This window comes from Legionella stuttgartensis (assembly GCF_977063405.2).
In genome coordinates this window covers 424,947-451,227 of record NZ_CDRUHA020000060.1, presented here as the reverse complement: position 1 = coordinate 451,227, position 26,281 = coordinate 424,947, and the positions used below count along the sequence as shown (strand labels likewise).

Below are 26,281 nucleotides of genomic sequence, written 5' to 3'. Positions count from 1 at the left end.
TATCTACACTTGCGAAGAAACTTGACCAGAAACCAACTGTATCGCTGACTTTATCGCTGCAGAGACCCGCTCTCCTGGCAACACAATTCCTACCAAATTAAGGGGATCTACAGAGGAAATAATTTGTGGTACCTCATCAAGCTCCTCATTTCGCATAGCCCGTAAGGAGTCCACAGCATAAGGTAATGCAAATTGTTCGCCTAAGAATCCGTCAACAAAACGCCCCCCGCGCACCTCACCACGTAATTCGAGACGTCGCAAAAAAATCAATAGATCACGCCAGCGAGGAATATTTTTCTCACGCACGAGCAAATCACGAAATACTACGCCATAGCGCTTCAACAGCATCCAACATGCAGCTTCAACACGTTTTTCATAATCAGCTTGTGCGTGAACATGCAACAAAGACCAACGTCCTGTACTAAGTGGGAATAATGGTCTGCGACGATGTCTACTGCTGCTTTTACGTTTTGTACTAATCAAAGTACGCACATTATCAAAGCTATCTGCGGTGACCATACCTGCTGCAACCAACTCCCATAAACCGTTTTCTACTTCAACTTTTAAATTTCCCGTGCCACGGACAATATCTGCATAAAAGGAGGCACCGTATTTTTGTAAGAATTGATAAATATTACGTGCAGGATGACTCAAGCTATCCACCTCTTCGATATTATCCACAAGTTCATGAGGAGGAATCCAATCGGCTTCTTCTCGGACAAAAAATGTAATCGGTGCATTTCGAGTTGGTGCTATACGCCTTGATTTTGTTCTTTCCTCTTCACTAACCACTATAGAAGGATGAGGAGACATCCGTCCCCATCCCACAAGACCACTCATACACAACTTATCAAGCATTAACAGATCATAATCATGCACGCGTGCAGGAAAAATCTCGGATTCCCAGGCATTTGCAGCGAGTTCAAAACCCTGTAGTTGTTTAATAACCTCCAACAACCCAGCCTCACCGCGCATTTGATTTCCTTTTGCCACATGTTGCCATTTAAGTAACCAAGCCATAAATTGCGCCCGAGTAACGGGTTTTATCTGTTTACGCAAGGATTCTGTAGTATAACGATGGATACGTGCGAGTAAACGACGCTCACACCACTCGATTTCTCCGACATGCTCTGCACGAAAATTCCCGCGTAATATATACCCACTGGCTTCCAGTTTGAGTAAAGCATGCTCCACATCCAAAGAGGAAAGCTGCAAACACTCACTGAGTATATTTTGGGTAATTGGACCTGTATGTAAAAGCCAACCACGTAACGCATTCAGAATACTCTCATCTTGTGAGCTGGGTTTATTCTCAATATCAGCAATTTCGTTAGCAAAAGTTGCTTGTGGGAAAATGCAATGAAAAGTTTTCTTCTTTTCAGCCGGCACATAATAGTTTTTTCCTGCAACTGAAGCTAAAACAGCCCTTCCCTCTTGCTGTAACTCAATAAAATAATGTTCCCATGTAGGCAAAGTAGATTGATACTCAGACAATTGTATTGTTTCAGGAAAAACAATTACCGTCTGTAAGACATCATGTAATTCATCTGCAGAACGAATATCGGGCCAAGCTTGTTCTTGTACTTCAGAAATTGCTTTAGGATCCAGTTTACCCACCTCCTCCAAAAGTGCTTCGGGAAGTACTCGACGCATTTCGACTGCTCGTGAGCGTCGCTCTTCTAAAGGTGCATCATCTAAAAAAGCGTAGGGATTAGCATTTAAAATTTCATGGGAAAATACCGAGGGAACTGGAGTATCCACTGCAAGATACGTAATACGCTTGGACTCAATTGCCTGGATAACCTCAGCAAATCCATCAATATCTAAAGCTTCCTTTAGAATATCTTTCATGGTCTCTTCAATCAGTGGATGCTGGGGCAAGATGACATCACGTCCACCCAAATTATCCTGACATGCCGCCGCATCTGGAAAAACAGCAGCCAATAAATCTTCTGCCAACATCCGTTGAATATTTGGAGGAGTTTTTTTACCGCCCCGAAAACGTAATAGAGATAATGAACGTGAGGCCACTGCACGAAATCGCACACCTAATAAAGGAGATTGCAATACTGCTTGAGTGACTACTTCTTTTAACGTGTTGGTATGCAAAAAATGGAACACATCAGCTAAAGGAAAACTATGTTGTTCTGCCAAAGAAATATTTAACCCATTATCAGTTGCAGCAGCCTGTAATTCAAAATTAAATGATCGACAAAATTTCTTACGTAGAGCCAATCCCCAAGCTTTATTGATACGCGCACCAAAAGGTGCATGAATAATCAGTTGCATACCGCCACTTTCATCAAAAAATCGCTCTGCAATCACTGTTTTTTGGGTCGGGACAGCCCCCAAAATTTGTCGACCTAATCGAACATATTCCAGTAATTGCTCTGCAGCCGAACTATCCAGTCCACAATGACTTATTAACCATTGGATCGCGGTTTTAATTTCAGGATAATGTTTTATATCAACAAGTTGAGGGCATTTTTCTGGTAACAATTCACTTATTTTTTCGCGCATCTGCGAAACCTGTAGTGATAACTCGATGCTGCGTGCCGGTGCTTCTCCTAGCCAAAAAGGTACACTTGGTGGAGCACCATGTGCATCTTCCACAAGTACGCGTCCATTTTCAATGCGGAGTACTTTCCACGAGTTAGTCCCTAATAAAAAAATGTCACCACGATTGCTTTCTACGGCAAAATCTTCATCCAACGTCCCTACCATGGCATTATCAGGCATCGCAATAACAGTAAATAACCCATTATCTGGAATAGCTCCGCCACTTGTAATCGCTGCAAGGCGGCTGCCTCGCCGGGCTTTAATCACATGATTCACCTGATCTCTATGAATATATGCACCATAGCGTCCTCGCGAGCCAGCGATTCCTTCTGATAACATCATAAGAATTTCATCAAACTTTTCCCAAGTTAAATGATGATATGGATAAGCATTTTTAAAATAATTAAAGAGCGATTTTTCTTCCCAATCCTGAGTAGCACATGCGGCCACAATTTGTTGTGCCAAGATATCAAGCGGCTCTTGGGGAATAATGAGTTGATCCAAATCTCCTTGCCGTATTGCATAGACTAATGCTGCACATTCTAATAATTCATCGCGCGTGGTTGCAAAAATACGTCCCTTAGAAATCGCGGCATGCCAGTGCCCCGCCCTCCCAATGCGCTGTAATGCGGTGGCAATAGCACGTGGTGAACCTATTTGGCATACCAGATCAATACTTCCAATATCGATACCCAACTCCAAAGAGGCTGTAGCAACTAATACTTGGAGCGTTCCATTTTTTAATTTTGTTTCTGCCTCGAGTCTTAATTTTCGCGATAAACTACCATGATGCGCTAAAACTTTATGCTCCCCTAAACGTTGCTCTAAATGATGAGCAACCCGTTCTGCCAATTTTCGAGTATTGACAAATACCAACGTAGAACGATGCTCTCGGGCGTAAGCAGCAATTTTTTCATAAATTTCATCCCACATCTCATTGGAAGCAACAGCGGCTAACTCACTGTCTGGCACCACAACGTGTAAATCCAATTGGCGCGCATGGCCTATGTTTACAAGCTTCGCTCTAGTTTTCTTAGCACCCGTTAAAAAATGGGCCACTTTTTCCAAGGGTTTTTGGGTCGCCGATAATCCAATACGAATAAATGGTTTTAAAGCGAGCGCCTCCAAACGTTCAAGAGATAAAGCGAGGTGCGTACCTCGTTTGTTGTTGGCCAAAGCATGAATTTCATCAACAATTACCGTATGAATACTTGCCAAATTGATACGACTTTTTTCAGCAGTTAATAAAATATAAAAAGATTCAGGAGTAGTTATAAGAATATGCGGTGGTTGCTTAAGCATTTTTTGGCGCTCACTGCTGGGGGTATCCCCAGTTCTCACTGCAACCCGAATTTCCTGCATATGCATTCCTCGTTCCCTGGCTAATTCAGTAATTTCTTCGAGCGGTACGAGTAAGTTTTTTTGTACATCGTTACTGAGTGCCTTGAGGGGTGAAACATACAAGACCTCAGTCATATCCTGTAAATTTCCGGATACAGCTTGACGCACCAAACCATCCAAGCATGCTAAAAATGCAGCCAGAGTTTTTCCCGAGCCTGTTGGTGAGGAAATCAGCGTATCGTTCCCCGCCAAAATAAATGGCCATCCTTGCTTCTGTGGCTCAGTAGGTTTTCCTACGTTCTGAATAAACCAATCCTGAACGAGCGGATGGGCCCAAGCAAGGCTCTGATAGTTTGGTGAATTCATAAGAATAATGGTAAATGAGCAAATTCAATACATAGTATAGGCGATATTACTAGAATATAGGATCGCTCATACCTTACTTTTTATCGATTATGTATTACTCAGCATCTATCAGAATTTGCTCAATTTCTTTATTTTTAAATACTGCATGTTGATGCAAGCCTGTCGCAATTACAGCGGGTGCCAACTCTTTCATAGTCTTAATTGCGTCTTCTTTTTGTATTTCTGTACTATTGTGTTGTTCAAGAATCTCTGCATTTGCTAAAAAAGCAGCAATAGTACCTTTTCTTACAATTGTGCCGTTGATGGATGTGTTATCCACTCCATCGGGTAATATATCTTGCGGGCGAATTGAATTATGATTTGACACCTTTTCCTCCTTATTTTTAATGACAAAACTTTCTTGTTATCAGAAACTTAAGGTAAATGCAGTTTCCTCCTCTAATTGAGCGTCGTCCCCCCTGCTTTCCCTTAACTCTTGCATTACGTTCATTTGATTGTCTGCCCATAATGACGATGCAGCATGAATTTCTTTGTGCTCAGAAATAATATTCTCAACATTTTTTTTTGTTTGTTGCACTATATCAAGGGTAGAATCTTTACCCGCCTTCTCTATTACTTCTGTTCCTGCATTTAACGTTTCTTGAGTTCTTTTAAAATTAATCCCCTGTCGCATATACATTTTTAGCATTAAAATCACCCTATTTATTAAATAACAACTGAATTTGGTATTGTTTGATCACAATTAAAACGCAGTGTTTTTATTATTTCAAGGTAAAGAATGATTATTATTGTTTGTGGTACTTCATCCTCAGGGAAATCGACTCTTTGTCTAGAGTTGCAAAGCCGACTTGATGAAGGCTGGCTCAGTTTTAGTACTGATGGGTATTTGGGTATGCTCGGAGATAAATTTGAGGGATTGCATCCTGATAATCCTGAGGTATGTGTCCCTAATGATATTTGTTATGCACGAAAACATACTGATGGAACTTATGAAATTATGCCGGGAGGGCTCTGTTCAAAACTCTATTTAACGATACCTAATGTCTTGAAACTCCTGGCTGAACAAGGATTTAATATTATTGTTGACTCATTTATTACTACCATGGATGAGTTTAATAGCTACAAAAAAACATTAGAACCCTATGGAATTTTATTTGTTTATCTTTATGCCTCCGAAACAGTAATCGCGCAAAGAGAGGAGGCGCGAGGCGACCGATTAAAAGGCTCTGCTCTTCATTGGTTAAAACGATTCGATTTTCAGGATCACTGTGAATTATGTATTAATACTGAACAAATGAATATTCATCAGATTTGTAGTGAGGTTTTTCAAGCTATAGAAACTTGTCTTACGCGGGCTAATACTTAACGATTTTATTACGATTTTTTTACACACATTGCTCTATAAACCTGCGCATGCAAAATATAGAATCAGCTCCTCACGTTCAAAGATGTTTTTATGAGCACTATGAAGAACTATGAAGAACGACGTATCCATATTCCAGGTTTTACTCTTGCCCTAAAAATTTGGCACCCTGAAAAACCGGACCCTATTTTATGTTTGCATGGAAAACTGGATAACGCAGCAAGTTTTGATTTATTAGCTCCGTTAATACCTGATCGACAACTTGTAGCTGTTGATTATCCGGGTACTGGATTTTCAAGTCATTACCCACCAGGAGTCTTACCGCATTGGAAAAATGACGCACTACTTATGTTGCATTTAATCAAAGAACTCAAATGGGAGCATTTTGATATCATTGCGCACTCATTGGGCTCGTTACTGGCAACAACCATAGCAATCATGCAACCGCAACAGGTTAGATCTTTGATTTTTCTAGATATTTTAGGACCAAAAATTAATTTTATAGAACAAGCAAAAGTCAATTTACAACGCGATGCAGCAACTTATTTATCCTATAATCCGCAGCAAAGAACCATGTTTAATGATCGCGTTTCCGCCATTCAGGATCGTATGAAAATTGGTCCGATCAGCTATCAAGCAGCCGAAGCATTGGTATCTCGAGGTGTTGTACAAAGTAAAGAAGGTTGGCATTGGACTTTTGATAAACGTTTACATTGTGTTGGGTCTACGCTTCCTTTTGAAGATGAACTAAGGGCGATGTTTGCAGCAATTGAAACACCTGTATGCCTTATACGGGCAAAACAAGGACTGCTCTATCCAAATGAAATTTTTCAAGAACGTATGAAAACAATAAAAAATTGTGGTCTTTATGAGATTGACGGAGGACATCATGTCCACATGGAAGATCCAATATTAGTGGCAAAAATCATCTCTGATTTTTTATATGATAAGCACTGTTTTTAGCCAGTTAGATGCTATTTTTTCCATGACTATTAATTTGTGATCTAGTTGTGCTAAAATGCCGCGGGCTTCTCTTCTGTTAGAGAAAATTTGATTTTTTTATAATGAAAGTAAGGGGTGGTAAAATGGCGGGATTTTTTGGTTGGACTTGGGGTGAAAAGAAATTTGATCAAGTTACAAATGCACTCAAATCATTTGATAAGCCCGATATTTATGGAACGATTGGGAAGCTAATGATCGAAATCAAACAAGAAAAAGGAAAATCAAAGCACTCTCACGATATTAGAGAGGCATTAGTGCAACTGGAAGCTAAATTAGATGAAGCAAGAGAGAAATTTGACAATGAGACCAATAAAAAAATGACTGTCTTGCAATTTGGGTTGGTCTGTCGAAATTTTGCCGAAGAATGTCGCTCTGCTTTGTATAAGTACGAACCAACATTAATGGCAGCGCCTGGTTGGGGAAATAAGTTCAAAGCATACTTCAAAGCATTTTTAGAAGAATATTTCGGGTTGGTCACCGATTTTGAAGTTACGAAAAGTACACTTGGGCTCGAGAAGAACTTTAGAGATCCATTTAACAAAGCAAAAACTGATCTTATGCCCCCGCAGGATGATTGTGAAGATCCATGTAGCTGCATGCCTGGATTCTAAGTTACCTATTTTCGTGTGACCTGGCTGTTATACAGTCCGATTCTTACTTGTAGCCTGGGGGGCAGCAAAACGTAACCCAGGCTACAAATTCATAACCTCAAAATTCATTTTCAATGAATAAATTTCACCATCCTTATTTTTAATTCTTATCCTCACCAATCAATGCTACTATTGTGATCTCAAATCAAAGAATGTGTATTATGTTCCGCGAGATACCTAAAATAATTTATAGTTTTCTGCTCGGCCATCCCATTTTTCAGGAGCTAGTTTATGAGCCGCATGATTCTGTTTACATCTGGTTTAATAATTATATGGATAGTTGGTTATTTTTTGGTAATAGGAAGCCATGTATTGATTCCTTTTGTGATTGCAGTGTTCATTTGGTATCTTCTTAATACGATAAGTAACATCATTCAACGAATACCCGCGATACCTAATTGGCTAAGTATGATCTGTGCCTTTGCAATACTTGGGGTGTCCTTTTTAATTTTTATCAATATTATTACCAATAATGTCACTAATGTCATAACAGCATCCAATCGCTATCAAGAAAACCTATTAACAATTTTTAACAATATTGATCAAAAATTTCACATTCAAATATTAGCAAGTATGAATAGCATGATCAAAAGTCTAAATTTTCAAACGATTTTTACGAGTGTCTATGGAGTATTCTCAACCCTTGCCAGCTCTACAGTACTCATTTTATTGTATGTTGCCTTTTTATTTGTCGAACAACATTTCTTTCTCAAAAAAATTGATGCGCTGTTTCCCTCTTTGGAAAGTCGTCTTTTAGTAAACAATATCATCAGCCATATCGCGAATAACACACAGACCTATCTGGGAATTAAATCTATTTTGAGCATTATTACTGCACTTTCAAGCTGGATAATCATGAAATGGGTAAGATTAGATTTTGCAGAATTTTGGGCACTCCTTATCTTTTTTCTCAATTTTATTCCCAATATTGGTGCCATTATTGCTATTGCCTTTCCAGCCTCTCTGGCTCTAGTTCAATTCGCTAGTTGGCTTCCTTTTACTGAAATCATTCTGGCTTTAGGAACCATCCAATTTATTGTAGGAAATTTGATTGAACCACGTTTCTTAAGTAATTCATTGAATTTAAGCCCATTAATTATCTTAATTGCATTAGCCGTTTGGGGCGCGATATGGGGCATATTAGGCATGTTTCTCTCAGTACCCATCACCGTCATGATGATGATTATCTTTGCCCACTTTGAAAAGACCAGACCTATAGCGATTCTTTTATCCCAAGACGGAGATATCTTCAAAACTTATGAACTATTGCCTATAGATAACTCACCCGAACAAGATTGGGTTCAATATTAGAGCAGTACTCTAAAAAACGGGTCTATACTTTTAAGTATCTTGAATTAAAAGGGACTTAAAATGGATTTTATTAAAAAGACCATTGAACTGGCCAAAGAGAATGTAAAACAAGGCGGCAGACCTTTTGCTTGTTTAATTGTAGAAAACGGTAAAATCATTGCTGAAGGAACCAATCTGGTTGCCCAAACAAACGACCCTACCGCACATGCAGAAATTGTAGCGATAAGAAAAGCTACCGCAAAACTGCATACCGAACACCTTCATAACTGTGAGTTTTATATTTTAGCCCATCCATGCCCTATGTGTTTGGCTGCGATGTATTATTGCAGTCCGCTAAAAGTAACATTTATTACTTTAAGGGATGATTATAAAAAATATTATATTGATGATCGCAAATATTTTACCTTAGACAATTTTTATGATGAATTTGCTAAGCCTTGGCAAGAAAGAAGTTTACCAATGACCTATCATGCCCATCCTGAAGGAATCAAAGTATATGAGCTTTGGCAAGAACTCAATCAAAAGAAGAACAACGAGTCATAAGATTCAGAGATTCGTGGCCAGGCACGGCGATTGCGTTGTACTGTCTTGCCTATATCCTGCGGCTTGTCCGCAGGACCCAGGTCGATCTCTAGATCCCGCGGACAAACCTAGGGACGTAGGATCCAATCAGACTAACTAAAAATCATTTACTTTGTTTCCCAGAATGCAATATGAGCCCCTGTAGGATCTTTAATAATCGCAAAAAGCCCCATATCTCCAACATGGGTAACTTCTTTAATTTCTTGAGCTCCGTTTTGTTTTGCTTTTGCTAGAGTATCGGCAACATTATTCACCAAAATATAAGCCATCCAATGGGGTGGAATTTCATTTTGTTGATTTTTAGGAATTTGCCATATGCCTGCAAATTCTTTATCGTTGGCTTGAATCAGAGTGTATGTCATTTCACCAGAATGTATTTCTTTAAATTGCCACCCCAGTACTTTGCTATAAAACTCTTTCGCTTTGTTCACATCCGCAGTAGCTAATTCATTCCAACAGAATTGACCCATAGAATTTTGTGACATAATCATTTCCTTATTTTATTAGAGGTGCTTGAATGATAGCTCATAATCACAAAAGATGTTAGAAACTATGAGCTGGAAATAAAAAATATGCCTTCTAAGCAGCTGGTGCAGCTTTAGCGGCTTCTTTTTGAAATTCCTCTAGACCTGGAAGAAGATTTTTGCGGAATGTAAAGAGATTTGCTTCAGTGGATGCAGCAAAAAATCCAGGCTTATAAGGTTTTTCCTCTTTATAATATGCCTCATAGACAGGAGCAACAATATTTTTATCTATCCATTCCATAAATTGATTGAGATAACTACCTGAAGAAAGTTTTGGAAGATCTTCATTAAATCTGTTCGTGAGGTCCTGAACTAAAGTATCCACTTTCCCTTTATTATTCACTGCAACACTTCTTAATTGTTTTTTTGAATCTTCCAGATTGTCCAGACGCAGAGCTTCCTGAGTTTCATGAACGCTTGCTGCCAATTGGTCTATTTCTGCGTTGTGCTCTGTAAATGTTTTCCGTAAATTATCCAATATCGTGAACTTTGCATTTTCTTCTGTGTCTGATAAATATAGTTGTCCTAACTGGAATATTTCTTGATTTATCTTCTGCAAAACTTGCCCCACCATGTCCGCTCTCTTTTGTATAAGCGCACTTTGTTTTTGAAGTGACTCCATTAATTCGCTAAATTCATCAATTTTGTTAAGAGGACTTTTTTGCGGCAGCTCTGAAAGTAATACTTTTATAGTCTCTACATTCTCGCTGCTCTGAAAAGCTAGCATGAGTTGATCATAAGTTTTGTTATACTCTTGGACTTGTTTTTTAAGCCCCGCATTTAGAAGATAAGTTTTCTCCTTATAAATCAAATTTCCTGACTCATTTAAAGTAAGATGTGAGTATTTTGAAAAATCACGTATTAAAGCGCCAAACTCTACTTGCTTTTCAATAAATTGAACAATATTACGATGATTATCTAATAATCGAGTAAAATTTGATCTTATCTTCTGTAAAGACTCTAAATCTATCTCTTTTGAAGAGATTGACTTCGAAGAGAGCTCATCGCGTAAAGTATTAGTTAAGGTCTCATGAAGATGATTATACCTATCAACTCTTTGTTCGGTAATGTCATCTAAAGGATAACTCCTTTCTTGAATCCGTAGAGAGGTTCCATTTACAGTAAACAGGGAAAATCCTGAAAGCTCTTTTTGTATCTCCAAAAGCTCTTGTCTTCGGTTTCTTTGCTCCTCAAGATAAGCATTGATATTATTTTGATTTTCCTCTAACCGGGTAAACCGTTCTTTTATCTTCTGTAAGAATTCGGCATTTAAAGGTTGGGACACCAACGAAAACTCATTAAAAATCTTAGCCAACTGTTCATATTGGTAATTATGCACCACCACCATTTGTTGCGTAGTATAATCCAGAACATAATTAGCACCTTCAAAAGGTAGAGCGTTTTCCTTTAAGATAATTTTCTGTAAATTTGATAACTTTTCTTTTATTTCTAAAAACTCTAGCCTGTTTTTTCTTTGCTCTTCAAGAAACGCAATAATGATTTTTTGATTTTCTTGTAATGCAGCGAACCGCTCTTTTTTATCCCTAAATGAAATTGGATCTACTGAAAATTTTTCGCCATTTAAGTCTTCGGATAATAGTTTATGAGCAAGATTATATTCTTCAACCAATCTTTTAGTTTGAATATCCAGAACATAAGTTCCTCCTTGATATTCTAATGAGTCATTCTGCAAAGTGAATTTAAGAACAGATTTTGAAAGTTTGCTTTTTACCTCTAAAAGATCCAGTCTGTTATTTTTTTTCTCTTTTTTATACGCAACAATATACTGTTCAATTTCAGTTTTACTTTCTCTAAGAGTCTTTAATTCTTGTTTAAAATCAATATTATCAGTATAACTGACCGATTTCTCTCCCGTCTCAAAAGCATCAACAATCTTTGCATGTGCTAAAGTATAATGCTCTATATTTTTTCTAATCGTATCGGAGATATAATAAGACTTGTTATCGTAATCAAAAAATTTTCTTTTTTCTGTTAGGAGTGGAAAATCTTTTTCAAATTGCTCTTTTAATTTCTTAATGTCTCTGCTTGTATTTCTAACATGGCGAACAATAATACAGTCTTCAGGGGAATCGGGTGAGAAACCTAAAGTATAAGTTAATAGTCTATGTAAATACCATTGTGACTTCTCATCATCTATTCCTTGTTCAAAATTATAGTCCAACACTTTTTGGTAATTCTGAAACCGTTGGTAAAACTCATGAGGAGCATTGGTAAATGCTTCATAAAGACTGGTCCTTTTTGCACAAAACTCTAAATCCTCGGCAATTAAATTTTTAATAATGTGCTGATGAGTTACGATAATGCTAGTAACTTGGGCAATATATTTTCTTTTCTCAGCTAATTGAGCAAGTATATTTTGTCGCTCTTTTATAATTTTTTCTCTGGTGTCTAGATCATCATCCCATTGCATTGAGGAAGTAAGTAGTTTTGCTTCATAGTCCGTAGCATTAAAACTTAAATTAACCGATCCTAAATCTGTGGCTAAATCCTTCGTACCTCTATTTGTATTATGATAAACAGAATCAATAATCCCTTTCACAGCAGATAACCCTTGCTGTCGGGTTTTAAGCTCTTTAATCTGTTTCCTAATCTCTGCATCTAATGATTTGGATATCTCTAATTTGTCTTCAATTAGTTTACAGACTTGTTCGAAATCAAATTTTTTCTTATTAATCTCATATACTTTATTAGCCATGTCCGCATATAAGTTGGAAGTTATTCTTCCCCCTTTTAAATTCTCGTAAATTTCGCTTGTTTTCTCCGTAATTTGCTCTATTTCCTCAAGAAGTTTTTGCAAACGTTCCAGATCTGCCCGAATTGCGTTCTGTAAACTAGGATCAATATTTTCTAGTTTAAATTGGATTTCAAAACTGCGTTGTTTTAATCGGGCATAAAGTGAAGCAACAGCGCTTTTGTTTTTTAAAAAAAGAGCACCATGTTTTTGAGGATCAAGTGTAGGGTATAAATCCTCTTCAATAGCAACAAGAGCCGTTTCAATCTGGCCTCTCTCTGCAATTGCTGCTTTCATCAGTTTATTATGATTCTGAAGTAAAATAATGCGCGCACTTCTGGGCATACGCTCTTCAAGACGCTCTTCGATCGCCTTTATTTGCTCCAGTAAATGAACGGTACAACTATTGAATTTCGATACTAAGGCTTTTGCATCTTGATTGATTTCCACACAGCGGTAGGTTTTTTGCTGAGTAGTTACTACTTGGGCCAATGCTTCAGCTTCGTCCGTTAAATGTTTTTCTTCTTTGTACTCCAGATCAGGTGAAAACGATTCAATTATAGGTGTCCGATTTTTTCTTTGTTTCTGTTTCGTTTTGTTATCTTTCATATAAGATACTCTTGTTTATTTGCCCCCACACCGGGTGATTATAAATTACCCACATTAAGTAATTATTAACTAATAATGTAAATTTTTAGAAAATTTGTTTATAAATTTGAAATATGAAGTTCAGCACTAGATCTATCTAAAAAGAGATTGAATATGCGTGAAAAAGAATTGAAGGAGTACAAAAAATATAATAATGAATACAGGGACAAATAAGGCTAAATTTCCTTTATTAATCGGTTTTGCTCCGCTATTGACGTTGACATTCATACTGTCTGAGTTGGTTGAATCATAAAAAGTATCTTTATCAACAACAATTGCCTGGGGTGGTAATTGTTCTGATTCTGTTCTGATACGATTGTTCTTTTTAACAGCTGTACCTATAGCCAGAAACTCGATAAGACCATTACCTAACTGATACACATAGGTTTTAACCCCTACGACATCATCGGCACCTATGGCCTGCGCTTCGTCATTGATAATTGCTAATGCATTCTCACGTGCATGATAAATCATGCGCGTCAGTTCATTAATTTCACCGCGCACAAATGCTTTTATTGCTGAAGTAATTCCTCCAACCAAACCGAGAGAGTAAACCGATGTACCTAATAATAATTTCACAGGAGCATACCCTAAACGAGCCATATTCCACATCTCAATATTCGTCATATCACTCGTTACGACATCATTATCAACATTGGTTATTAATTGAGGATTTTGAGAAGCGGTGCCTATCATGAGCATTTCATTCACTCCTCCAAACGGCAACACTGTTGTTTTAATACCCAATACCGCATTTGCTTTGTATTGTCGTGCATGATCAATAATACGATTTAAAGCCAGGTGCCTGGTTTTATTAAAAATATCGGAGTACTCCTTGATTTCACCACGTCCTAAAGTTTTTAAACTACCGATTAATCCCCGACCTAACCCCATAGAATAGGCGACATTACCAAAAGAAAAACAAATTGGTTTATAACCCGCATCAAGTTGTGCATATAACTCTTGTCCATCCGCCGAAGTTGAGAATGTTTCCTTATCCGTGTTACTTTCAGCATAAATCACTGAGCCTATTGATAAAAATTCAACATTAGCACCATGTAAAATCAATTGACTTGTAACTCCAGTGATTCCAGTTGCATTTTTGCTTACAGCTTCTTCTAACAAGCGCTTATAAGCAGTTTCTCTTCCTTCCGCAATAAGTGATGTAATCTGGTTTAATTCACCACCTAACATTGCTTTAAAACCCGAGCCAACACTGCCTATAATTCCTAAGGAATGAACACTGTTTCCCACCACAATAACACCCGGAGAATAATTTTTAAGTTGCAAACAAAATAGTTCGTTTCCAGATAATCCTGTGGTTACGGCCATAATCTATTCCTTAAAAATTATCCTTTTATATACATAGTGTAGATGGGATTTTGTCATTGTTATAAGAATGCGCTGCAGCTAACACAAGAGACAGTTGATGTAGACAATATATGATGTAGTAGCAAATTAATTATAGGCAAACTCTAAAGAGGTCTCTGATTGCTCTGAATCAAGATCTAAAATACGATAAACCTCTTGAGGAGTTTCCTCCTTAGGATGGAGTTGTTTTTGATAAGCATCATTTAATCGATACCCTATAAAGATAAGGGTTACCCCCAACGCGACTGGCCAAGAAGCTACGGCCGCAGTAATAAGAAATGCAATTCCCCCAACATTGAATGCCAAGTTTTTCAAAAATTCGAGATAATTTTTGCTGCATTCCTCATTGAGTTTTTTTAGGATTTGCCGATGATGTTCATCGTCCAAGATTGTACCATTTGTCAACTCACGTCGTACTGCAATAGAGGATCTTTGGTACTGTTTATATTCCTCTGAGGTGTTATACAGAGCATTCCCTAGCATACTAAATAAGGCTAGTCCGGCTAAAGCAAGTGGACCGCTACATAACATACTGATTGCAAAACAGGTGGCAATTATATTGGCTCCTACTATGTTAATTGCAAAATAAGTGCATTGAGCCCCCCATTCATCATTGAGTACATCAATTTGACGTTGTATGACTGCTTTTTCGAAGGGGGTTGCATCCTTTAATTGTGCCTGCAATTCGTGCATATGCTCCTGGTATTGGCTGGCTTCAAAAAGCCACTGCGCTAGAAACAATAATGTATCAAACGTAAGGAACACAACCGTGATTAGTGGAACAACAGAATCCGCTATATGAAAAAAGTTATTATAAGTAGTTAACAAACCTACTACCCCCCAAACTAAGTCACTAGCCATGATAAAACCGCGCTTTTCCATTTCTTGTTGCAGTACTTTCTTTGTTGATAATTCCTCACTTATTGCAGACTGGAGAATATGCTTGAGCATCAAGATTAAATTAATCATAAACCGGAACATATAGAGCAAAATACCCAGATCAGTAATGGCTTCACGTGAGTTATTCAGGAAATTAAGACCTTCGATAAAACTGTATTGATTACCAAGAACCTTATTGATCTCTTGAATCAAGTCGGATAAAGAACTCTTTTGCAGATAAATAATTACATAATTTGCAAGACCACGACTGTAGGAAAATTGAGAACGCCTAGTATTTAGTGTACCGATCTTTTGACGTAGCTTGGAAATACTAATGAAGGAGGACAGATAATCTAAAATACTTGTTTGAAATTCCTCTGCAATGTACCCAGGGAAACTATCAATTGATCCTCGCTTGTCTTGTGCAAGATCTATTTTATAAAATGCTTCTATATTTTTTCGAAGTTGTTTTAATTTTTTCAAATCAGAATCAACAAAATCGAGTTGATAGTAAGAAATCAGTAAATCACATAAAAAGTATAAATAATGTACTGTGGCACTCTCTTCGGTCCAAGAAGACTTATTCGATATAATCACTTGATTTAACGATAAGAACTCATCCTTTAATCGATCTAAATGAAACTCGTCTTCTTTAAAGGAAAAATCATTTTGTTTAAATGAATTATTAAAAAAAGTATGCTTTATGAGACCAATATTTGATTTTCCCATAAAAGAACTCTTTGAGATGAATTGTGAAGAATTGCTCAATTGTACTATGGGTCATTAAAAACAGATTAAATCAATACTGTTAATTTTCTGCAAAAAAACAGTTAAAAATAAAGAAATGATCAAAATAAAAATTAAACGGATGATTTAAGTACAAAGCCCCCCTCTTTTTTTTATAAAGACTAATTGATAAACTCACACCCCAAATAATCTATAATCCCGAGAAATAAAGTTGACTTTTGATGCAAATAATTCCTCTGATTCCATTGAAAAAAATTCTTTAGAAAAAGAGACAGTGGTTATTATTATTCCAACGCATAATGAAGCATTGGTCATTCAATCAACAATAGAACAAGTATTTGCATCAGTAGAACAAATTGAGCAACATGATGTGCATGTTTTAATTTTTGATAGCGCCTCTACAGATAACACCAAAAATATTGTTACTTCGTTACAGAATAATTATCCCAAATTACATTTACAAAATGAGCCCACTAAATCTGGCCTTGGGTCTGCGTACTTGCAAGCCATGAACTATGCATTAACTGCTCTGAATGCAGATATTGTTTTTGAGTTTGATGCAGATCTTTCCCACCAACCCAAATATATTCAACCCATGTTAGATATGTTACAAACGTGTGATTGTGTGCTGGGAAGTCGTTACGTCGAGGGAGGGAGTATTCCGGATAATTGGGAATTACATCGCAAATTATTCTCCGTTTTAGGTAATTACGTTGCTCGAGCAGTACTCACACCTAAATATAAGGATTTTACCAGTGGTTTTCGTGCCACTCGCCGGCAGCAACTTTTAAAAATTCTACCTCATCAATTTCTTACAAATCACTATGCATATAAAATGCAGTTGTTGTGGCTTTTACATAAAAATAAAGCAAAAATTCGTGAATATCCCATTGATTTCATCGATCGGAATAAAGGATACAGCAAATTACCTAAAAACAGCATTGTCGACTCGCTGCGTGTCGTTTTTACTTTGCGTTATCATGAAATTAAACGTTATTTAAAAATGTGTCTTGTTGGCTCGTTGGGTATTTTTGTACAATTTATTATCTACAATGTGTTGCGTGAATATTTTCAATTCTCACCTTTTGACGCGTCCCAAATTGCGGTATGCGCAGCAATCATAAATAATTTCGTTTTGAATAGCAAAATTACATTTAGCGTTCAAAAGAAATCACCATGGCCATTGAAAATAAGGCGTTTATTGTTTTTTTCTATTTATTCCATATTTATAATAAACTTACAAAGTTATTGGTTACGCCTAGGAGTTGTTTGTTTTGGCGCCGGCCCCTTACGTGAAAATATAATCATGGGTATCGGCATCGGTTTAATATCTCTTTTAAATTACTATACTTATTCACGTCATATATGGGCAGAAAAATATGTCTCTAGTAATTAAAGATAACAATTGTCACAAGAATGAATCAATCGGGAAATGGATATCCATCAGGGAAAAGAGCACACTATAGGCTTATTTCGTGGGAATTTTTTAGCTCACGAAGCGTTTATCTGTTTTTAACTCTGTATTTTATCATTTTACTCCTGTTAGCACCTATTAATGTATTATCGCTTGATACGTACTATTATTGGGATTGGAGTCGCCACTTGGCATTATCCTACTATGATGGCTCTCCTATGATTGCCTATTTCATTAGGTTAGCAACTTCATTATTCGGAGATAACTTATTTGCATTGAGCTTTATAGGCATTATCTGCATTGCATTAACGAGTGGGATTATTTATAAAAGTGCTCGATTTTTTTTATCCCGCGAAGCGAGTTGTATTGCAATGTTATCGTGGCTATTATCTCCACTGGTCACCTTAGATATTTTAAAACAAACAACCTATGATTCGCCCCTTACTTTATTTTGGTCATTAACTCTGTATTACACTATAAAATTTATTAAAACCAATAAAATAAAAGAACTCTACTTAATAGGGATTAGTGCAGGCTTGATGATGTTATCCAAATATAGCGGCATCGTTTTAATCCTTTCTCTGCTTATTTTTTTAATTTTTAGTACTTATCGCTCAATCTTGAAATCGAAACATTTTTATTTTGCTACGCTTCTAGCCATTATTATTTTTAGTCCAGTGATGCTCTGGAACTATCAAAATCAGTGGCAATCATTTATCTATCAGTTAACTACTCATAAACTTAATTCTGGAGTAAACCCTTTTTATCATACGATAGAAACATTTTTTACCTTATTTGTTCCTTCATTAAATATTATGCTGCTTCCTCCATTTTTAGTACGAAATCAAAAACTGGATGAAAAAAGTGCATTAATTATTAGATTGTGTCGTATCATTTGTATTACTTTTCTCTGTTTTTACTTATATACCGCAAGCCAAGCTGGGATAAGAGAGTTCTGGCTAACGCCTTATCTAATTAGCAGTGTGATTTTATTGGGATATTGGCTGACCACTTTTCCTTATCGTAAATTCGCTATTTTATTGCCTATATTGTACGTACTAATTAGCTTGTTCATTCTCATAGATAACACCTCTAAATTTAATCTTATCAAATCAAAAAAACTTATTTTCTATCATTTAATACAACAATTGAATGCGACAAATCCAAAATTACCCGATACGATTTTTACTTCTGGTTGGTTTGCAGCACGCATGCTCTTTTTTCTCCAAAACAAGCCTATCATCTATACTCTGGGTTGTGGCACTGAGCAAAACCAATATGCATTATGGAATACTGACATTAATAAAAAAATTGCAAATAAGACATTGAAAGAAATAGTGTATATTGATCAGTATGATCGTCAGAATTGCTTGGCACAATATTTTGATCAATGTCAAAAAATACCAACACATATATTTCCTTTTAAGCATAAGGAATATGCACTGAATGTTTATAAATGCCAGAACTTTTAAGAATTCAGTATAGCCTGAGTGAAGGCTCAGCCGAGCAGGTCCGCCTGAGTGCAACGAGAGATAGCCCTCTGTAGCTCTATGTTTCGCTAGAAGATCTCTCGTTGATGATGTAGGGCGTCACAGTTGACTAATCTTTTTTTAACGTATTTAACGAATTATGATACCATCCCTGTTATTAGATCTTGATAAGGACTATCGATGCTTAAATTACTCTTTCTTTTTATTACACTGATTTCTTCAGTATGTTTTGCTGATGAAAAAGAAATTGCCATCACTATAGATGATTTGCCCCTTGTCGCTTCAAGAATGGACACTCCAGGAAATCGCCAACGCTCCACCGAACGTTTTAGCCAAATCGTGCAAACATTCCAAAAATATAAAGTTCCAGTCACGGGATTTGTGATTGCAGGAGCGATTGAAAAAGGGCAATGGGATTTCTTAGAGCAATTCCAGAAAGCAGGCTTTATGTTGGGAAATCATACTTATTCACATTATAACCTGAATCAGATCAGTGCTGATAAATATATTGCTGATGTGGCTCGTGCCGATAAGATTCTTACGCCAATAATGACCCAACCAAAATATTTTCGCTATCCCTATCTCGCAGAAGGCAATAAAGATAAAAAGCAAAAAGTATTTGATTATTTAAAAGAACATAATTACACCATTGCCCCGGTAACCATTGATAGTAAAGATTTTGACTTTAATGAAATGCTTTATAAAGTCCCATTTCGTTCCCGAGAAAAATATGTTCAAAAAATAAAACCACGATATTTAGCTTATATATGGAAACAAACCTTAAGAGCGGAAAAAAATGCTAAGGGTGAAAACAGCAAGCAAATATTATTAATTCATGCCAACCTTCTTAATAGCTATTTATTAGGGGATATTTTAGAAATGTATCAAAAAAATGGATATAAGTTTATTAGCTTAGCTGAGGCGCTGAAAAATCCAGCACCAATCATTAATTTCTCTCCCTCTATGAAAAAAGATACCCTTGGGGAGCAACTGGAAAGCGAATTCTTGAGTTTTCCAAAGCCAAAAGAAAATTATGTAACACCTGAGTAAATTCGTTTACTACCTGGGTGCGGCGAAATGGAGCCCAGGTATTTCTTAAGCAGTCCCCGGGGTCCTCTTCGCTGCACCCAGGTATACAATGTGAACAAGTAAATCAGTACAGGAGATTATATGTTAATAATTGCTATTGTTTTTTTTCTTCTTGCAATAGTGTGTGGCTTTTTTCTTTTTACAGCAATACTACAAGACAGACCTGTAAATAGAACGGTGAGGAATTTACATGCAGTTTTTGCAGCCTTAGGTTTGCTCATCGTCATTGTTCACACGTCTGCATTCATGACAGGTAAAGCGACACTACTTGTCGCGAGCTTAATTCTTTTAATTATTGCTGCATTGGGTGGATTAAGCTTGGTTGCACTTGCTAAGAAAGGAAAACAAATTCCTAAATTGGCAGTACTCGTTCATCCTATAATGGGTCTTGCCGGATTAGTTTCTTTGATATTCTATGTATTACCCTAATTATTCCGGTTCAAACTTATTTTTCAAACGTTCACGAAGCGATTGAAGCAATATTTTTGATGCTTTATCTGGTGATCCTGAATCAAAAGGTGGTTCGGGATCATATTCCAAACCGAGCTGTAAACTTTGCGCTACGTTTTCGTCTGTCAGTTTTGCAGCAAGAAACAAGGCCATATCGATACCCGCTGAAACCCCAGCTGCAGTAATGATTTTTCCATCGGTTACAAAGCGTTTATGCATCGGTATGGCACCCCAATTTTCTAATCGATTCATTACCGCCCAATGCGTGGTTGCCTTCACCCCAGATAAAATTCCTGCAGCACCTAGGATCAAACTTCCAGTACATACTGAGGTAGTCCATAAAGTATGCTCATGAATCTCTTTGATCCATTTAAGGATTTCAGGACATTCACGTAATGCAGTTGCATTACCAGCACCTGGAATCAACACAATATCAGTATGGGAGATATCCGTTAATGCATGCTCAGCAATGAGTGTGAGTCCGGAACAAGTACGTACCGGTCCACTCTTTAAAGCAACCCGTTGCACAATTACTTCTGGCAAACGACTAAGTACCTCATAGGGACCAATAGCGTCCAGAGCGGTCATCCCTTCATAGAATAAGAAAGTAATGTGCAGTGGTTTATGCATCTCTGTTATCCTTTTTTAACAAATTGAGATTTTAATTTCATGGCACCAATTCCATCAATTTTACAATCAATATCATGATCCCCTTCAACCAAACGAATATTTTTTACTTTGGTACCAACTTTTACTACTTGAGACGATCCTTTTATTTTTAAATCTTTGATTACAGTAACCGTATCTCCATCTTGCAGAATCTGACCATTTGCATCTTTAATCACGCGTAGATCATCGTGAATCTGTTCTTCTGCTCCATCTTTTGCCCATTCATAGGAACATTCAGGACAAATTAATTGATTACCATCTTCATAAGTATATTCTGAACTACATTTAGGGCATTGAGGTAGAGAGGACATAGTTTGTTCCATTCAAAAAGAATAATAGTATAGCAAAAACTCGATTAGTCTCCTACAACGGTAATAAGCAGGTGCCGTTCTTGCGCTTGATAGCGATGCTCATAGAGATAAATCCCCTGCCACGTACCTAAAGCTAATTGCCCATTTTGTATAGGTAGGGTTAAGCTGGTTTGAGTTAATACAGTACGAATATGTGCGGGCATATCATCTTGCCCTTCAATCACATGTTTAAAAAGTGGATCCCCATCGGGAATTAATCGAACCAGAAACTGTTCCAAATCCTTGCGAACTTGAGGGTCATAGTTTTCACAAAGCATCAAAGAAGCGCTTGTATGCTTGAGAAATAAATGACATAAGCCTTTTTGGATTGCGGCTTTTGATTGCACAGTCTTTACGTTAGCAGTAATATCCTGAGTACCTCGACCTGAAGTATTAAAGGCTATGGGGAATTGTTCAATTTTCATAAGATTGTCGATTACGTTATTAGTCCATTTACTATCGCAAAATTCACGTTACGATTCAAAGCAAATCATCAGGATCTACCATAGAACCAATAATAGACAGTACTTTATGTCTGGATTTATCTCCTCGTTGCAAGGTTATTTGTCTTATTGGTACTTTAAATATCTCTGCAATATATCTCAAAAGTGCTTTATTAGCGCGACCTTCAATAGGTGGTGTATTTAAGCGAATTTTAAGCTCACCCTCATGAAGACCGACAATCTCTGTTTTTTTTGCACCTGGCTGAACATATAAACGAAGGGTTAACCCTTCAGCATCGTGTTGATACCACACTTATCCCATCACCCTTTGGCGTTTTAAATAACCCAAGTTAAAGGATTTATTAATGGGTTACAAGATAAATTAGCTTAGAGAAGATCAGATCCTGGGCTACAGCTTCGCATTCACCCAGATGATCCAATTGATTTAGTTAGTAAGACTAATAGAAGACGCTACTTGTTCCATACTACTATAATTTTTTCCAAGTAATCGGATATCACTCTCTAACATACGTCGATTAGCTTCCTCCATCTCCTTTTGAGCATCTTGCATTTTACGTGTATTAGAAAAGAACGAATCGACCGTACTTGCAATGCTTATTTGGTTTTTCCCAATTTGAGATTGAAACCATGATGTAACACGAGGAGCAGGACACTCTTTAGTGATTAGGCGCACGGGAAGTTTGCCATCGCTTAATGGTTGAGCCAAGTTATCCCCTGCTTTTTCTAAACGCTCCAATAAAGAAGGATCATTTGTTTTAATTGCATGGCGTATAGTCGCGTCACGAATGATTGTCAGCATTTTTGTGTATTTTTCAACCTTCTCTTGTGCTGCACCTTCTACGAGCTTCTTGGCGGCTGTATAAGCTAAATTCTCACCATCAAAAATAATGTGAGGATCTTTTGCAAATATTTCTAAAATTTCTGGACGACCTGTGGATAAAATAACACTCATAGTCGTTTTAGTGGCTTTAGGATTTTCAAAGCTAAGATCAGGGTGTTGTGCAATAAACTCTATCAAATCTAACGGAGGTGTTAAGAGAAGAACGACTCGCATCAGAAGACTTCTTCCACTGGTATTTACTGCATTGATTAACTCTGGATGATCATTAATCAAATTTTTAACTTGTTCATATTCTTTTTTAGTTACAGCTTGCCATAGTGCTTCTTCATGTGGCGTCATTTTTCTCTCCCTTTTATAAAAAATTAGACACATTATAGCAAAAAAGAGGCATGCTGTGGTATAAAATTTCAATTATGATACAAAAATCATTTACATTCCCACACCACTTTGTGGGCTATTTTTGAGCTGAAACATAGAGGCAAGGTTATCTTTTACTTGATTTAATGGTTCATAATCAATGCCTAAATTACATGCCTCACAAATTTTTTGAATGTGGGATGGGCTTCCTTTATCAAAGCCAATGGATTTTACATCTTCAATGAGATTTTCGATTCTTTTTATTTTTTCTGCGATTTCTGGTTCGGCTTCTTCATTCAATTCACTTAAAACAATGGATAACTCTTCGATCATTGATTCATAATTACGCTGTTTTTCCGGATCAAACTCAATGAGCTCAGTACCATCCCTGATGGTATTCATAAAGAATCGATATCGTTGAACGTGTACTGAATTACGTGGTTCTTCACTAGGAATAACTTCAGACCCCTCTTTTTTAGGACTGGCAAGTTCAATAACAGACGTATTTGGTTTCGTATCAATATTTTGCGCATCTGGAATAGGAACACTATGAGGTTTTTCATCAAGGCTATCCTTAGACGCTCCATTCATCACCTCAACAGTAGAGCTGCTCGATTTTAGGTCAACGTCTCGCTCAGTAGACATAAAAGGAATGGAAGTATGTTCATTAAGGACCGTAGAATCATGCGGTTCTTCACTCATGGGCTCAACAGTAAGGGTACTTGATTTCAGGTCAAGGTCTTGCTCTTCAGGTATGGAAGCAGAGTGGATTTCATTGAGTACTAGAGAATCAAGCGATTCTTCACTCACAGGTTCAACAACCGGTATACTTGATTTCAAATCCAAATTTTGTTCTTCAAATTCAAGGTTAGTAGGCATTTGAGGAGATGTTTTGGAATCCACATTGAGAGATTCTGGAGCTATAGAAGAATTTTTTGGAGTTAAGATAAACATTGTTTTTATTAAATTTACATTAACATCAAAACGTTTTTTTGCATCTTCTGCTAATATTGGTTCAACAATACTCACTATATTTTCTAATTCTTGATTACATTTATTTAATAAAATCTGAGTAGAATCATAATCTTTAACTGTTTTTAATTCTTCTTTATATTTTTCTAATTGCATAACGCTCATATCAAGTTTGTTAATCTGCTCCTCATTCAATTCATGAACAGGACATTTTTTTAATTCCTCTATGATTAAACTCAAACTACTATCTACATCCTCTAAAGCATGAACACGTGCAGTTTCATAATGAACAGTAAGCTCCTCCATCGCCTGTTTCCATTCGCTTTGAATCGCTTGACTTTCCTTCTGAAAATTCATGGTAATTGTTTGGTGTTCTTCATAAATCTTTTGTAATTGTGGTGACTCATGACGAACTTCTTCAAAAAATGCTTCCAGAGCTCCTTGCGCTTCTTTAAATTTTTCTTCTTTGATTTGATGCTGTTTTTCAAGAACCTGTATTTCTAAAGGAGCTTCTCCATCTACTGAAGTTATCTCCAGACATTGTGCATCCATTTCCTCTTTTATTACTACTAACTTCTTATAAAGTGATAGCGCTTTTTGTTTTGTTTCTTCATTAATATTTTCATCTTTATTAATTATATTTAAGGTCTCTCGCATTAGTTTAAGATGTTGCTCATAAGATGTATCGATTTGTTTTATTTGCTTTCCATGGTAGATATGAGTAATTCGTTTCATTTCATCTTCATAATATCGATACAACTCCATATTAGTTAAACCATAAAGCGATTTTTCCCATTCAGAAGTGGGGGGTGGAAATGATTTATGTGTTTCAGTTTGTGGTGTTGATGATTCTTTTTTTCGGGGAACAAACACAAAATCCTGTAGCTGTGCTGCTGCAGCCTGAGCTTGTTCTTTTTCTATTTCCTCAAGCAAGGCAATTTCTATTGCCAATAAATCTTTATCTTCAAAAAGCGAGCGGATAATATCAAACTGGCCAGTCACCGTAAGAAAAAAGAGTAAATTGTGCTCACACAAATGAATAAATTCACTTAAAAATTGTTCATTTTGACGAATCACATCATTTTTATTTTTGATCGAATTTAGCCTTCTAAGCCATTCTAAATAAGAAATTAAAAGAGGGTAGGTTGCTTCAGATAACTCACGTTGTTTTAAGATGGCATCGCTGGGATCGCCCATTACACGCTTTAAATGCTCATCTGGTGATATATGAAGAATTCCCATCAGTGATTACCCGCTTTATTGCTCATATTTCAATAAAGTATAGTATTTTTTATTCTATACGATCTAATTATGGGCAATCGAGTAATGGTTTTCCAATTTTAAAGAGGAATAAATCGAGCAAATCTGTGTTCAATGCCGTACATTTTTAGGTAGATAATTCATCACGCAGTAGCTCAAACATTTTGCATTGGTAATCTCAAGGTCACGAAAATAGGTTATTTCTTTTAAATAAAAATCGAACGTCTCTTGAATTGCTTCAAAATAACCTTTAATGACAACTGAATAACGCATTTTTTCGGTGTAGTGCATTTCGAGTAATTTAGAATATAAAAAAGTAACTTCATAAGCACATTGTGTATGCGCCATTAGAGAAACATCAAAACAATTTGCTTCAAGTAATTTAGCTTTCAGCCTATTTATATTGGTAAGAATGTTGGAAATGTAGAAATTAATTTTCTCTATCTTTTCTTTATAAACATCACCTACTACCTCCGGAATTGAATGGACCATATCACGTAAGAAATTTAAATCTGCAATATAATTCCCTAACACATTACTTTTCTTCATTTCTATAAATCTTGCTTGCCATTCAACTAAGTGCAGCACAATACGCTTATAGGCAATGAGTTCCTTTTCTTTAGAATGATCTTCTGTAGGAAATTGGTTGCTGGTTTTTATATGCTCGATATGTCCCATCACCATAAAACATGCATTTTTTATATCTTCAAAAGTTAATGACTCAAAATTACTTGTTTCGATTTTTTCGCTTATAGTATCAATAACTTTTATTACATCTTGAGATAACATTGCCATTCCAAAATTTCAACATCACCTAAACTTGAGTATAG

Annotated in this window: 23 protein-coding genes; 9 read left to right on the top strand and 14 right to left on the bottom strand. The window is 36.6% G+C overall.

All coding sequences use genetic code 11. The annotated features are described in order from the left end of the window. Nucleotides 1-3: 3 nt before the first annotated feature. The 3 genes from ACWTEW_RS21310 to ACWTEW_RS21300 form a co-directional block, all read right to left on the bottom strand. Complete coding sequence (locus ACWTEW_RS21310; protein WP_454780516.1) at nucleotides 4-4,266, bottom strand: DEAD/DEAH box helicase; 4,263 nt, start codon at nucleotides 4,264-4,266, stop codon at nucleotides 4-6. A 94-nt stretch (nucleotides 4,267-4,360) separates the two neighbouring features. Next, nucleotides 4,361-4,633, bottom strand: coding sequence for a hypothetical protein (locus ACWTEW_RS21305; RefSeq protein ID WP_454780515.1), 273 nt, complete (start codon nucleotides 4,631-4,633; stop codon nucleotides 4,361-4,363). A gap of 39 nt (nucleotides 4,634-4,672) precedes the next feature. Then, nucleotides 4,673-4,954 (bottom strand): hypothetical protein, encoded by a 282-nt coding sequence (locus tag ACWTEW_RS21300; protein ID WP_454780514.1) that lies wholly within the window; start codon nucleotides 4,952-4,954, stop codon nucleotides 4,673-4,675. Between the two features lie 90 nt (nucleotides 4,955-5,044). Here ACWTEW_RS21300 and ACWTEW_RS21295 point away from each other — a divergent pair, with 90 nt between their 5' ends. The 5 genes from ACWTEW_RS21295 (at nucleotide 5,045) to ACWTEW_RS21275 (ending at nucleotide 9,135) form a co-directional block, all read left to right on the top strand. Continuing rightward, nucleotides 5,045-5,632: a phosphotransferase-like protein gene (locus ACWTEW_RS21295; RefSeq protein WP_454780513.1), complete on the top strand. Its 588-nt coding sequence runs from the start codon at nucleotides 5,045-5,047 to the stop codon at nucleotides 5,630-5,632. Nucleotides 5,633-5,722: 90 nt separating this feature from the next. Next, nucleotides 5,723-6,592 carry an alpha/beta fold hydrolase gene (locus ACWTEW_RS21290; RefSeq protein WP_454780512.1) on the top strand — a complete coding sequence of 290 codons (870 nt, stop codon included), beginning with the start codon at nucleotides 5,723-5,725 and terminating at the stop codon, nucleotides 6,590-6,592. A 122-nt stretch (nucleotides 6,593-6,714) separates the two neighbouring features. Then, nucleotides 6,715-7,242 (top strand): hypothetical protein, encoded by a 528-nt coding sequence (locus ACWTEW_RS21285; protein WP_454780511.1) that lies wholly within the window; start codon nucleotides 6,715-6,717, stop codon nucleotides 7,240-7,242. Nucleotides 7,243-7,512: 270 nt separating this feature from the next. Then, a complete protein-coding gene (locus ACWTEW_RS21280) occupies nucleotides 7,513-8,592 on the top strand; it encodes an AI-2E family transporter (RefSeq protein WP_454780510.1) in 1,080 nt (359 codons plus the stop codon). Nucleotides 8,593-8,652: 60 nt separating this feature from the next. Next, on the top strand, nucleotides 8,653-9,135 hold the full coding sequence (locus ACWTEW_RS21275; protein WP_454780509.1) for a nucleoside deaminase: 483 nt from the start codon (nucleotides 8,653-8,655) through the stop codon (nucleotides 9,133-9,135). Nucleotides 9,136-9,281: 146 nt separating this feature from the next. On the opposite strand, the gene ACWTEW_RS21270 is transcribed toward ACWTEW_RS21275, so the two are convergent. The 4 genes from ACWTEW_RS21270 to ACWTEW_RS21255 form a co-directional block, all read right to left on the bottom strand. Then, on the bottom strand, nucleotides 9,282-9,659 hold the full coding sequence (locus ACWTEW_RS21270) for a VOC family protein (protein ID WP_454780508.1): 378 nt from the start codon (nucleotides 9,657-9,659) through the stop codon (nucleotides 9,282-9,284). A 94-nt stretch (nucleotides 9,660-9,753) separates the two neighbouring features. Then, on the bottom strand, nucleotides 9,754-13,059 hold the full coding sequence (locus ACWTEW_RS21265) for a hypothetical protein (RefSeq protein ID WP_454780507.1): 3,306 nt from the start codon (nucleotides 13,057-13,059) through the stop codon (nucleotides 9,754-9,756). A gap of 132 nt (nucleotides 13,060-13,191) precedes the next feature. Continuing rightward, nucleotides 13,192-14,430 (bottom strand): heavy metal-binding domain-containing protein, encoded by a 1,239-nt coding sequence (locus ACWTEW_RS21260; RefSeq protein ID WP_454780506.1) that lies wholly within the window; start codon nucleotides 14,428-14,430, stop codon nucleotides 13,192-13,194. A gap of 126 nt (nucleotides 14,431-14,556) precedes the next feature. Continuing rightward, nucleotides 14,557-16,077, bottom strand: a complete 1,521-nt coding sequence (locus ACWTEW_RS21255) for a hypothetical protein (protein ID WP_454780505.1) — start codon at nucleotides 16,075-16,077, stop codon at nucleotides 14,557-14,559. A gap of 229 nt (nucleotides 16,078-16,306) precedes the next feature. Here ACWTEW_RS21255 and ACWTEW_RS21250 point away from each other — a divergent pair, with 229 nt between their 5' ends. The 4 genes from ACWTEW_RS21250 to ACWTEW_RS21235 all read left to right on the top strand — a co-directional run bounded on the left by ACWTEW_RS21250 (nucleotide 16,307) and on the right by ACWTEW_RS21235 (nucleotide 20,517). After that, nucleotides 16,307-17,491 (top strand): glycosyltransferase family 2 protein, encoded by a 1,185-nt coding sequence (locus ACWTEW_RS21250; protein WP_454780504.1) that lies wholly within the window; start codon nucleotides 16,307-16,309, stop codon nucleotides 17,489-17,491. Nucleotides 17,492-17,511: 20 nt separating this feature from the next. Further along, nucleotides 17,512-18,981, top strand: coding sequence for a glycosyltransferase family 39 protein (locus tag ACWTEW_RS21245; RefSeq protein WP_454780503.1), 1,470 nt, complete (start codon nucleotides 17,512-17,514; stop codon nucleotides 18,979-18,981). A 198-nt stretch (nucleotides 18,982-19,179) separates the two neighbouring features. Beyond that, nucleotides 19,180-20,049 (top strand): polysaccharide deacetylase family protein, encoded by an 870-nt coding sequence (locus tag ACWTEW_RS21240; RefSeq protein WP_454780502.1) that lies wholly within the window; start codon nucleotides 19,180-19,182, stop codon nucleotides 20,047-20,049. A gap of 120 nt (nucleotides 20,050-20,169) precedes the next feature. Continuing rightward, nucleotides 20,170-20,517, top strand: a complete 348-nt coding sequence (locus tag ACWTEW_RS21235) for a hypothetical protein (protein ID WP_454780501.1) — start codon at nucleotides 20,170-20,172, stop codon at nucleotides 20,515-20,517. Here the strand turns inward: ACWTEW_RS21235 and ACWTEW_RS21230 are convergent, their stop codons facing one another. From ACWTEW_RS21230 to ACWTEW_RS21200, 7 genes are all read right to left on the bottom strand, one after another. Next, entirely contained in the window at nucleotides 20,518-21,168 is a 651-nt protein-coding gene (locus tag ACWTEW_RS21230; RefSeq protein WP_454780500.1) for a DJ-1/PfpI family protein, read from the bottom strand. It abuts the gene before it with no gap. Nucleotides 21,169-21,173: 5 nt separating this feature from the next. Further along, nucleotides 21,174-21,518 carry a zinc ribbon domain-containing protein YjdM gene (locus ACWTEW_RS21225; protein ID WP_454780499.1) on the bottom strand — a complete coding sequence of 115 codons (345 nt, stop codon included), beginning with the start codon at nucleotides 21,516-21,518 and terminating at the stop codon, nucleotides 21,174-21,176. Between the two features lie 44 nt (nucleotides 21,519-21,562). Then, a complete protein-coding gene (locus ACWTEW_RS21220) occupies nucleotides 21,563-21,982 on the bottom strand; it encodes a secondary thiamine-phosphate synthase enzyme YjbQ (RefSeq protein ID WP_454780498.1) in 420 nt (139 codons plus the stop codon). 55 nt (nucleotides 21,983-22,037) lie between these two features. Then, a complete protein-coding gene (locus tag ACWTEW_RS21215) occupies nucleotides 22,038-22,313 on the bottom strand; it encodes a DUF167 domain-containing protein (RefSeq protein ID WP_454780497.1) in 276 nt (91 codons plus the stop codon). 132 nt (nucleotides 22,314-22,445) lie between these two features. Then, entirely contained in the window at nucleotides 22,446-23,201 is a 756-nt protein-coding gene (locus ACWTEW_RS21210) for a hypothetical protein (protein ID WP_454780496.1), read from the bottom strand. 90 nt (nucleotides 23,202-23,291) lie between these two features. Continuing rightward, a complete protein-coding gene (locus ACWTEW_RS21205; protein WP_454780495.1) occupies nucleotides 23,292-25,433 on the bottom strand; it encodes a hypothetical protein in 2,142 nt (713 codons plus the stop codon). Between the two features lie 129 nt (nucleotides 25,434-25,562). Then, nucleotides 25,563-26,240, bottom strand: coding sequence for a hypothetical protein (locus tag ACWTEW_RS21200; RefSeq protein ID WP_454780494.1), 678 nt, complete (start codon nucleotides 26,238-26,240; stop codon nucleotides 25,563-25,565). Nucleotides 26,241-26,281: the final 41 nt, after the last annotated feature.

What these genes read in the sequence shown, in the direction of transcription:
- ACWTEW_RS21310 (WP_454780516.1), bottom strand. Translation starts at nt 4,266, where the DNA reads ATGAATTCACCAAACTATCAGAGCCTTGCTTGGGCCCATCCGCTCGTT.
- ACWTEW_RS21300 (WP_454780514.1), bottom strand. Translation starts at nt 4,954, where the DNA reads ATGCTAAAAATGTATATGCGACAGGGGATTAATTTTAAAAGAACTCAA.
- ACWTEW_RS21295 (WP_454780513.1), top strand. Translation starts at nt 5,045, where the DNA reads ATGATTATTATTGTTTGTGGTACTTCATCCTCAGGGAAATCGACTCTT.
- ACWTEW_RS21290 (WP_454780512.1), top strand. Translation starts at nt 5,723, where the DNA reads ATGAGCACTATGAAGAACTATGAAGAACGACGTATCCATATTCCAGGT.
- ACWTEW_RS21285 (WP_454780511.1), top strand. Translation starts at nt 6,715, where the DNA reads ATGGCGGGATTTTTTGGTTGGACTTGGGGTGAAAAGAAATTTGATCAA.
- ACWTEW_RS21280 (WP_454780510.1), top strand. Translation starts at nt 7,513, where the DNA reads ATGAGCCGCATGATTCTGTTTACATCTGGTTTAATAATTATATGGATA.
- ACWTEW_RS21275 (WP_454780509.1), top strand. Translation starts at nt 8,653, where the DNA reads ATGGATTTTATTAAAAAGACCATTGAACTGGCCAAAGAGAATGTAAAA.
- ACWTEW_RS21270 (WP_454780508.1), bottom strand. Translation starts at nt 9,659, where the DNA reads ATGTCACAAAATTCTATGGGTCAATTCTGTTGGAATGAATTAGCTACT.
- ACWTEW_RS21265 (WP_454780507.1), bottom strand. Translation starts at nt 13,059, where the DNA reads ATGAAAGATAACAAAACGAAACAGAAACAAAGAAAAAATCGGACACCT.
- ACWTEW_RS21260 (WP_454780506.1), bottom strand. Translation starts at nt 14,430, where the DNA reads ATGGCCGTAACCACAGGATTATCTGGAAACGAACTATTTTGTTTGCAA.
- ACWTEW_RS21255 (WP_454780505.1), bottom strand. Translation starts at nt 16,077, where the DNA reads ATGGGAAAATCAAATATTGGTCTCATAAAGCATACTTTTTTTAATAAT.
- ACWTEW_RS21245 (WP_454780503.1), top strand. Translation starts at nt 17,512, where the DNA reads ATGAATCAATCGGGAAATGGATATCCATCAGGGAAAAGAGCACACTAT.
- ACWTEW_RS21240 (WP_454780502.1), top strand. Translation starts at nt 19,180, where the DNA reads ATGCTTAAATTACTCTTTCTTTTTATTACACTGATTTCTTCAGTATGT.
- ACWTEW_RS21235 (WP_454780501.1), top strand. Translation starts at nt 20,170, where the DNA reads ATGTTAATAATTGCTATTGTTTTTTTTCTTCTTGCAATAGTGTGTGGC.
- ACWTEW_RS21230 (WP_454780500.1), bottom strand. Translation starts at nt 21,168, where the DNA reads ATGCATAAACCACTGCACATTACTTTCTTATTCTATGAAGGGATGACC.
- ACWTEW_RS21225 (WP_454780499.1), bottom strand. Translation starts at nt 21,518, where the DNA reads ATGTCCTCTCTACCTCAATGCCCTAAATGTAGTTCAGAATATACTTAT.
- ACWTEW_RS21220 (WP_454780498.1), bottom strand. Translation starts at nt 21,982, where the DNA reads ATGAAAATTGAACAATTCCCCATAGCCTTTAATACTTCAGGTCGAGGT.
- ACWTEW_RS21210 (WP_454780496.1), bottom strand. Translation starts at nt 23,201, where the DNA reads ATGACGCCACATGAAGAAGCACTATGGCAAGCTGTAACTAAAAAAGAA.
- ACWTEW_RS21205 (WP_454780495.1), bottom strand. Translation starts at nt 25,433, where the DNA reads ATGGGAATTCTTCATATATCACCAGATGAGCATTTAAAGCGTGTAATG.
- ACWTEW_RS21200 (WP_454780494.1), bottom strand. Translation starts at nt 26,240, where the DNA reads ATGTTATCTCAAGATGTAATAAAAGTTATTGATACTATAAGCGAAAAA.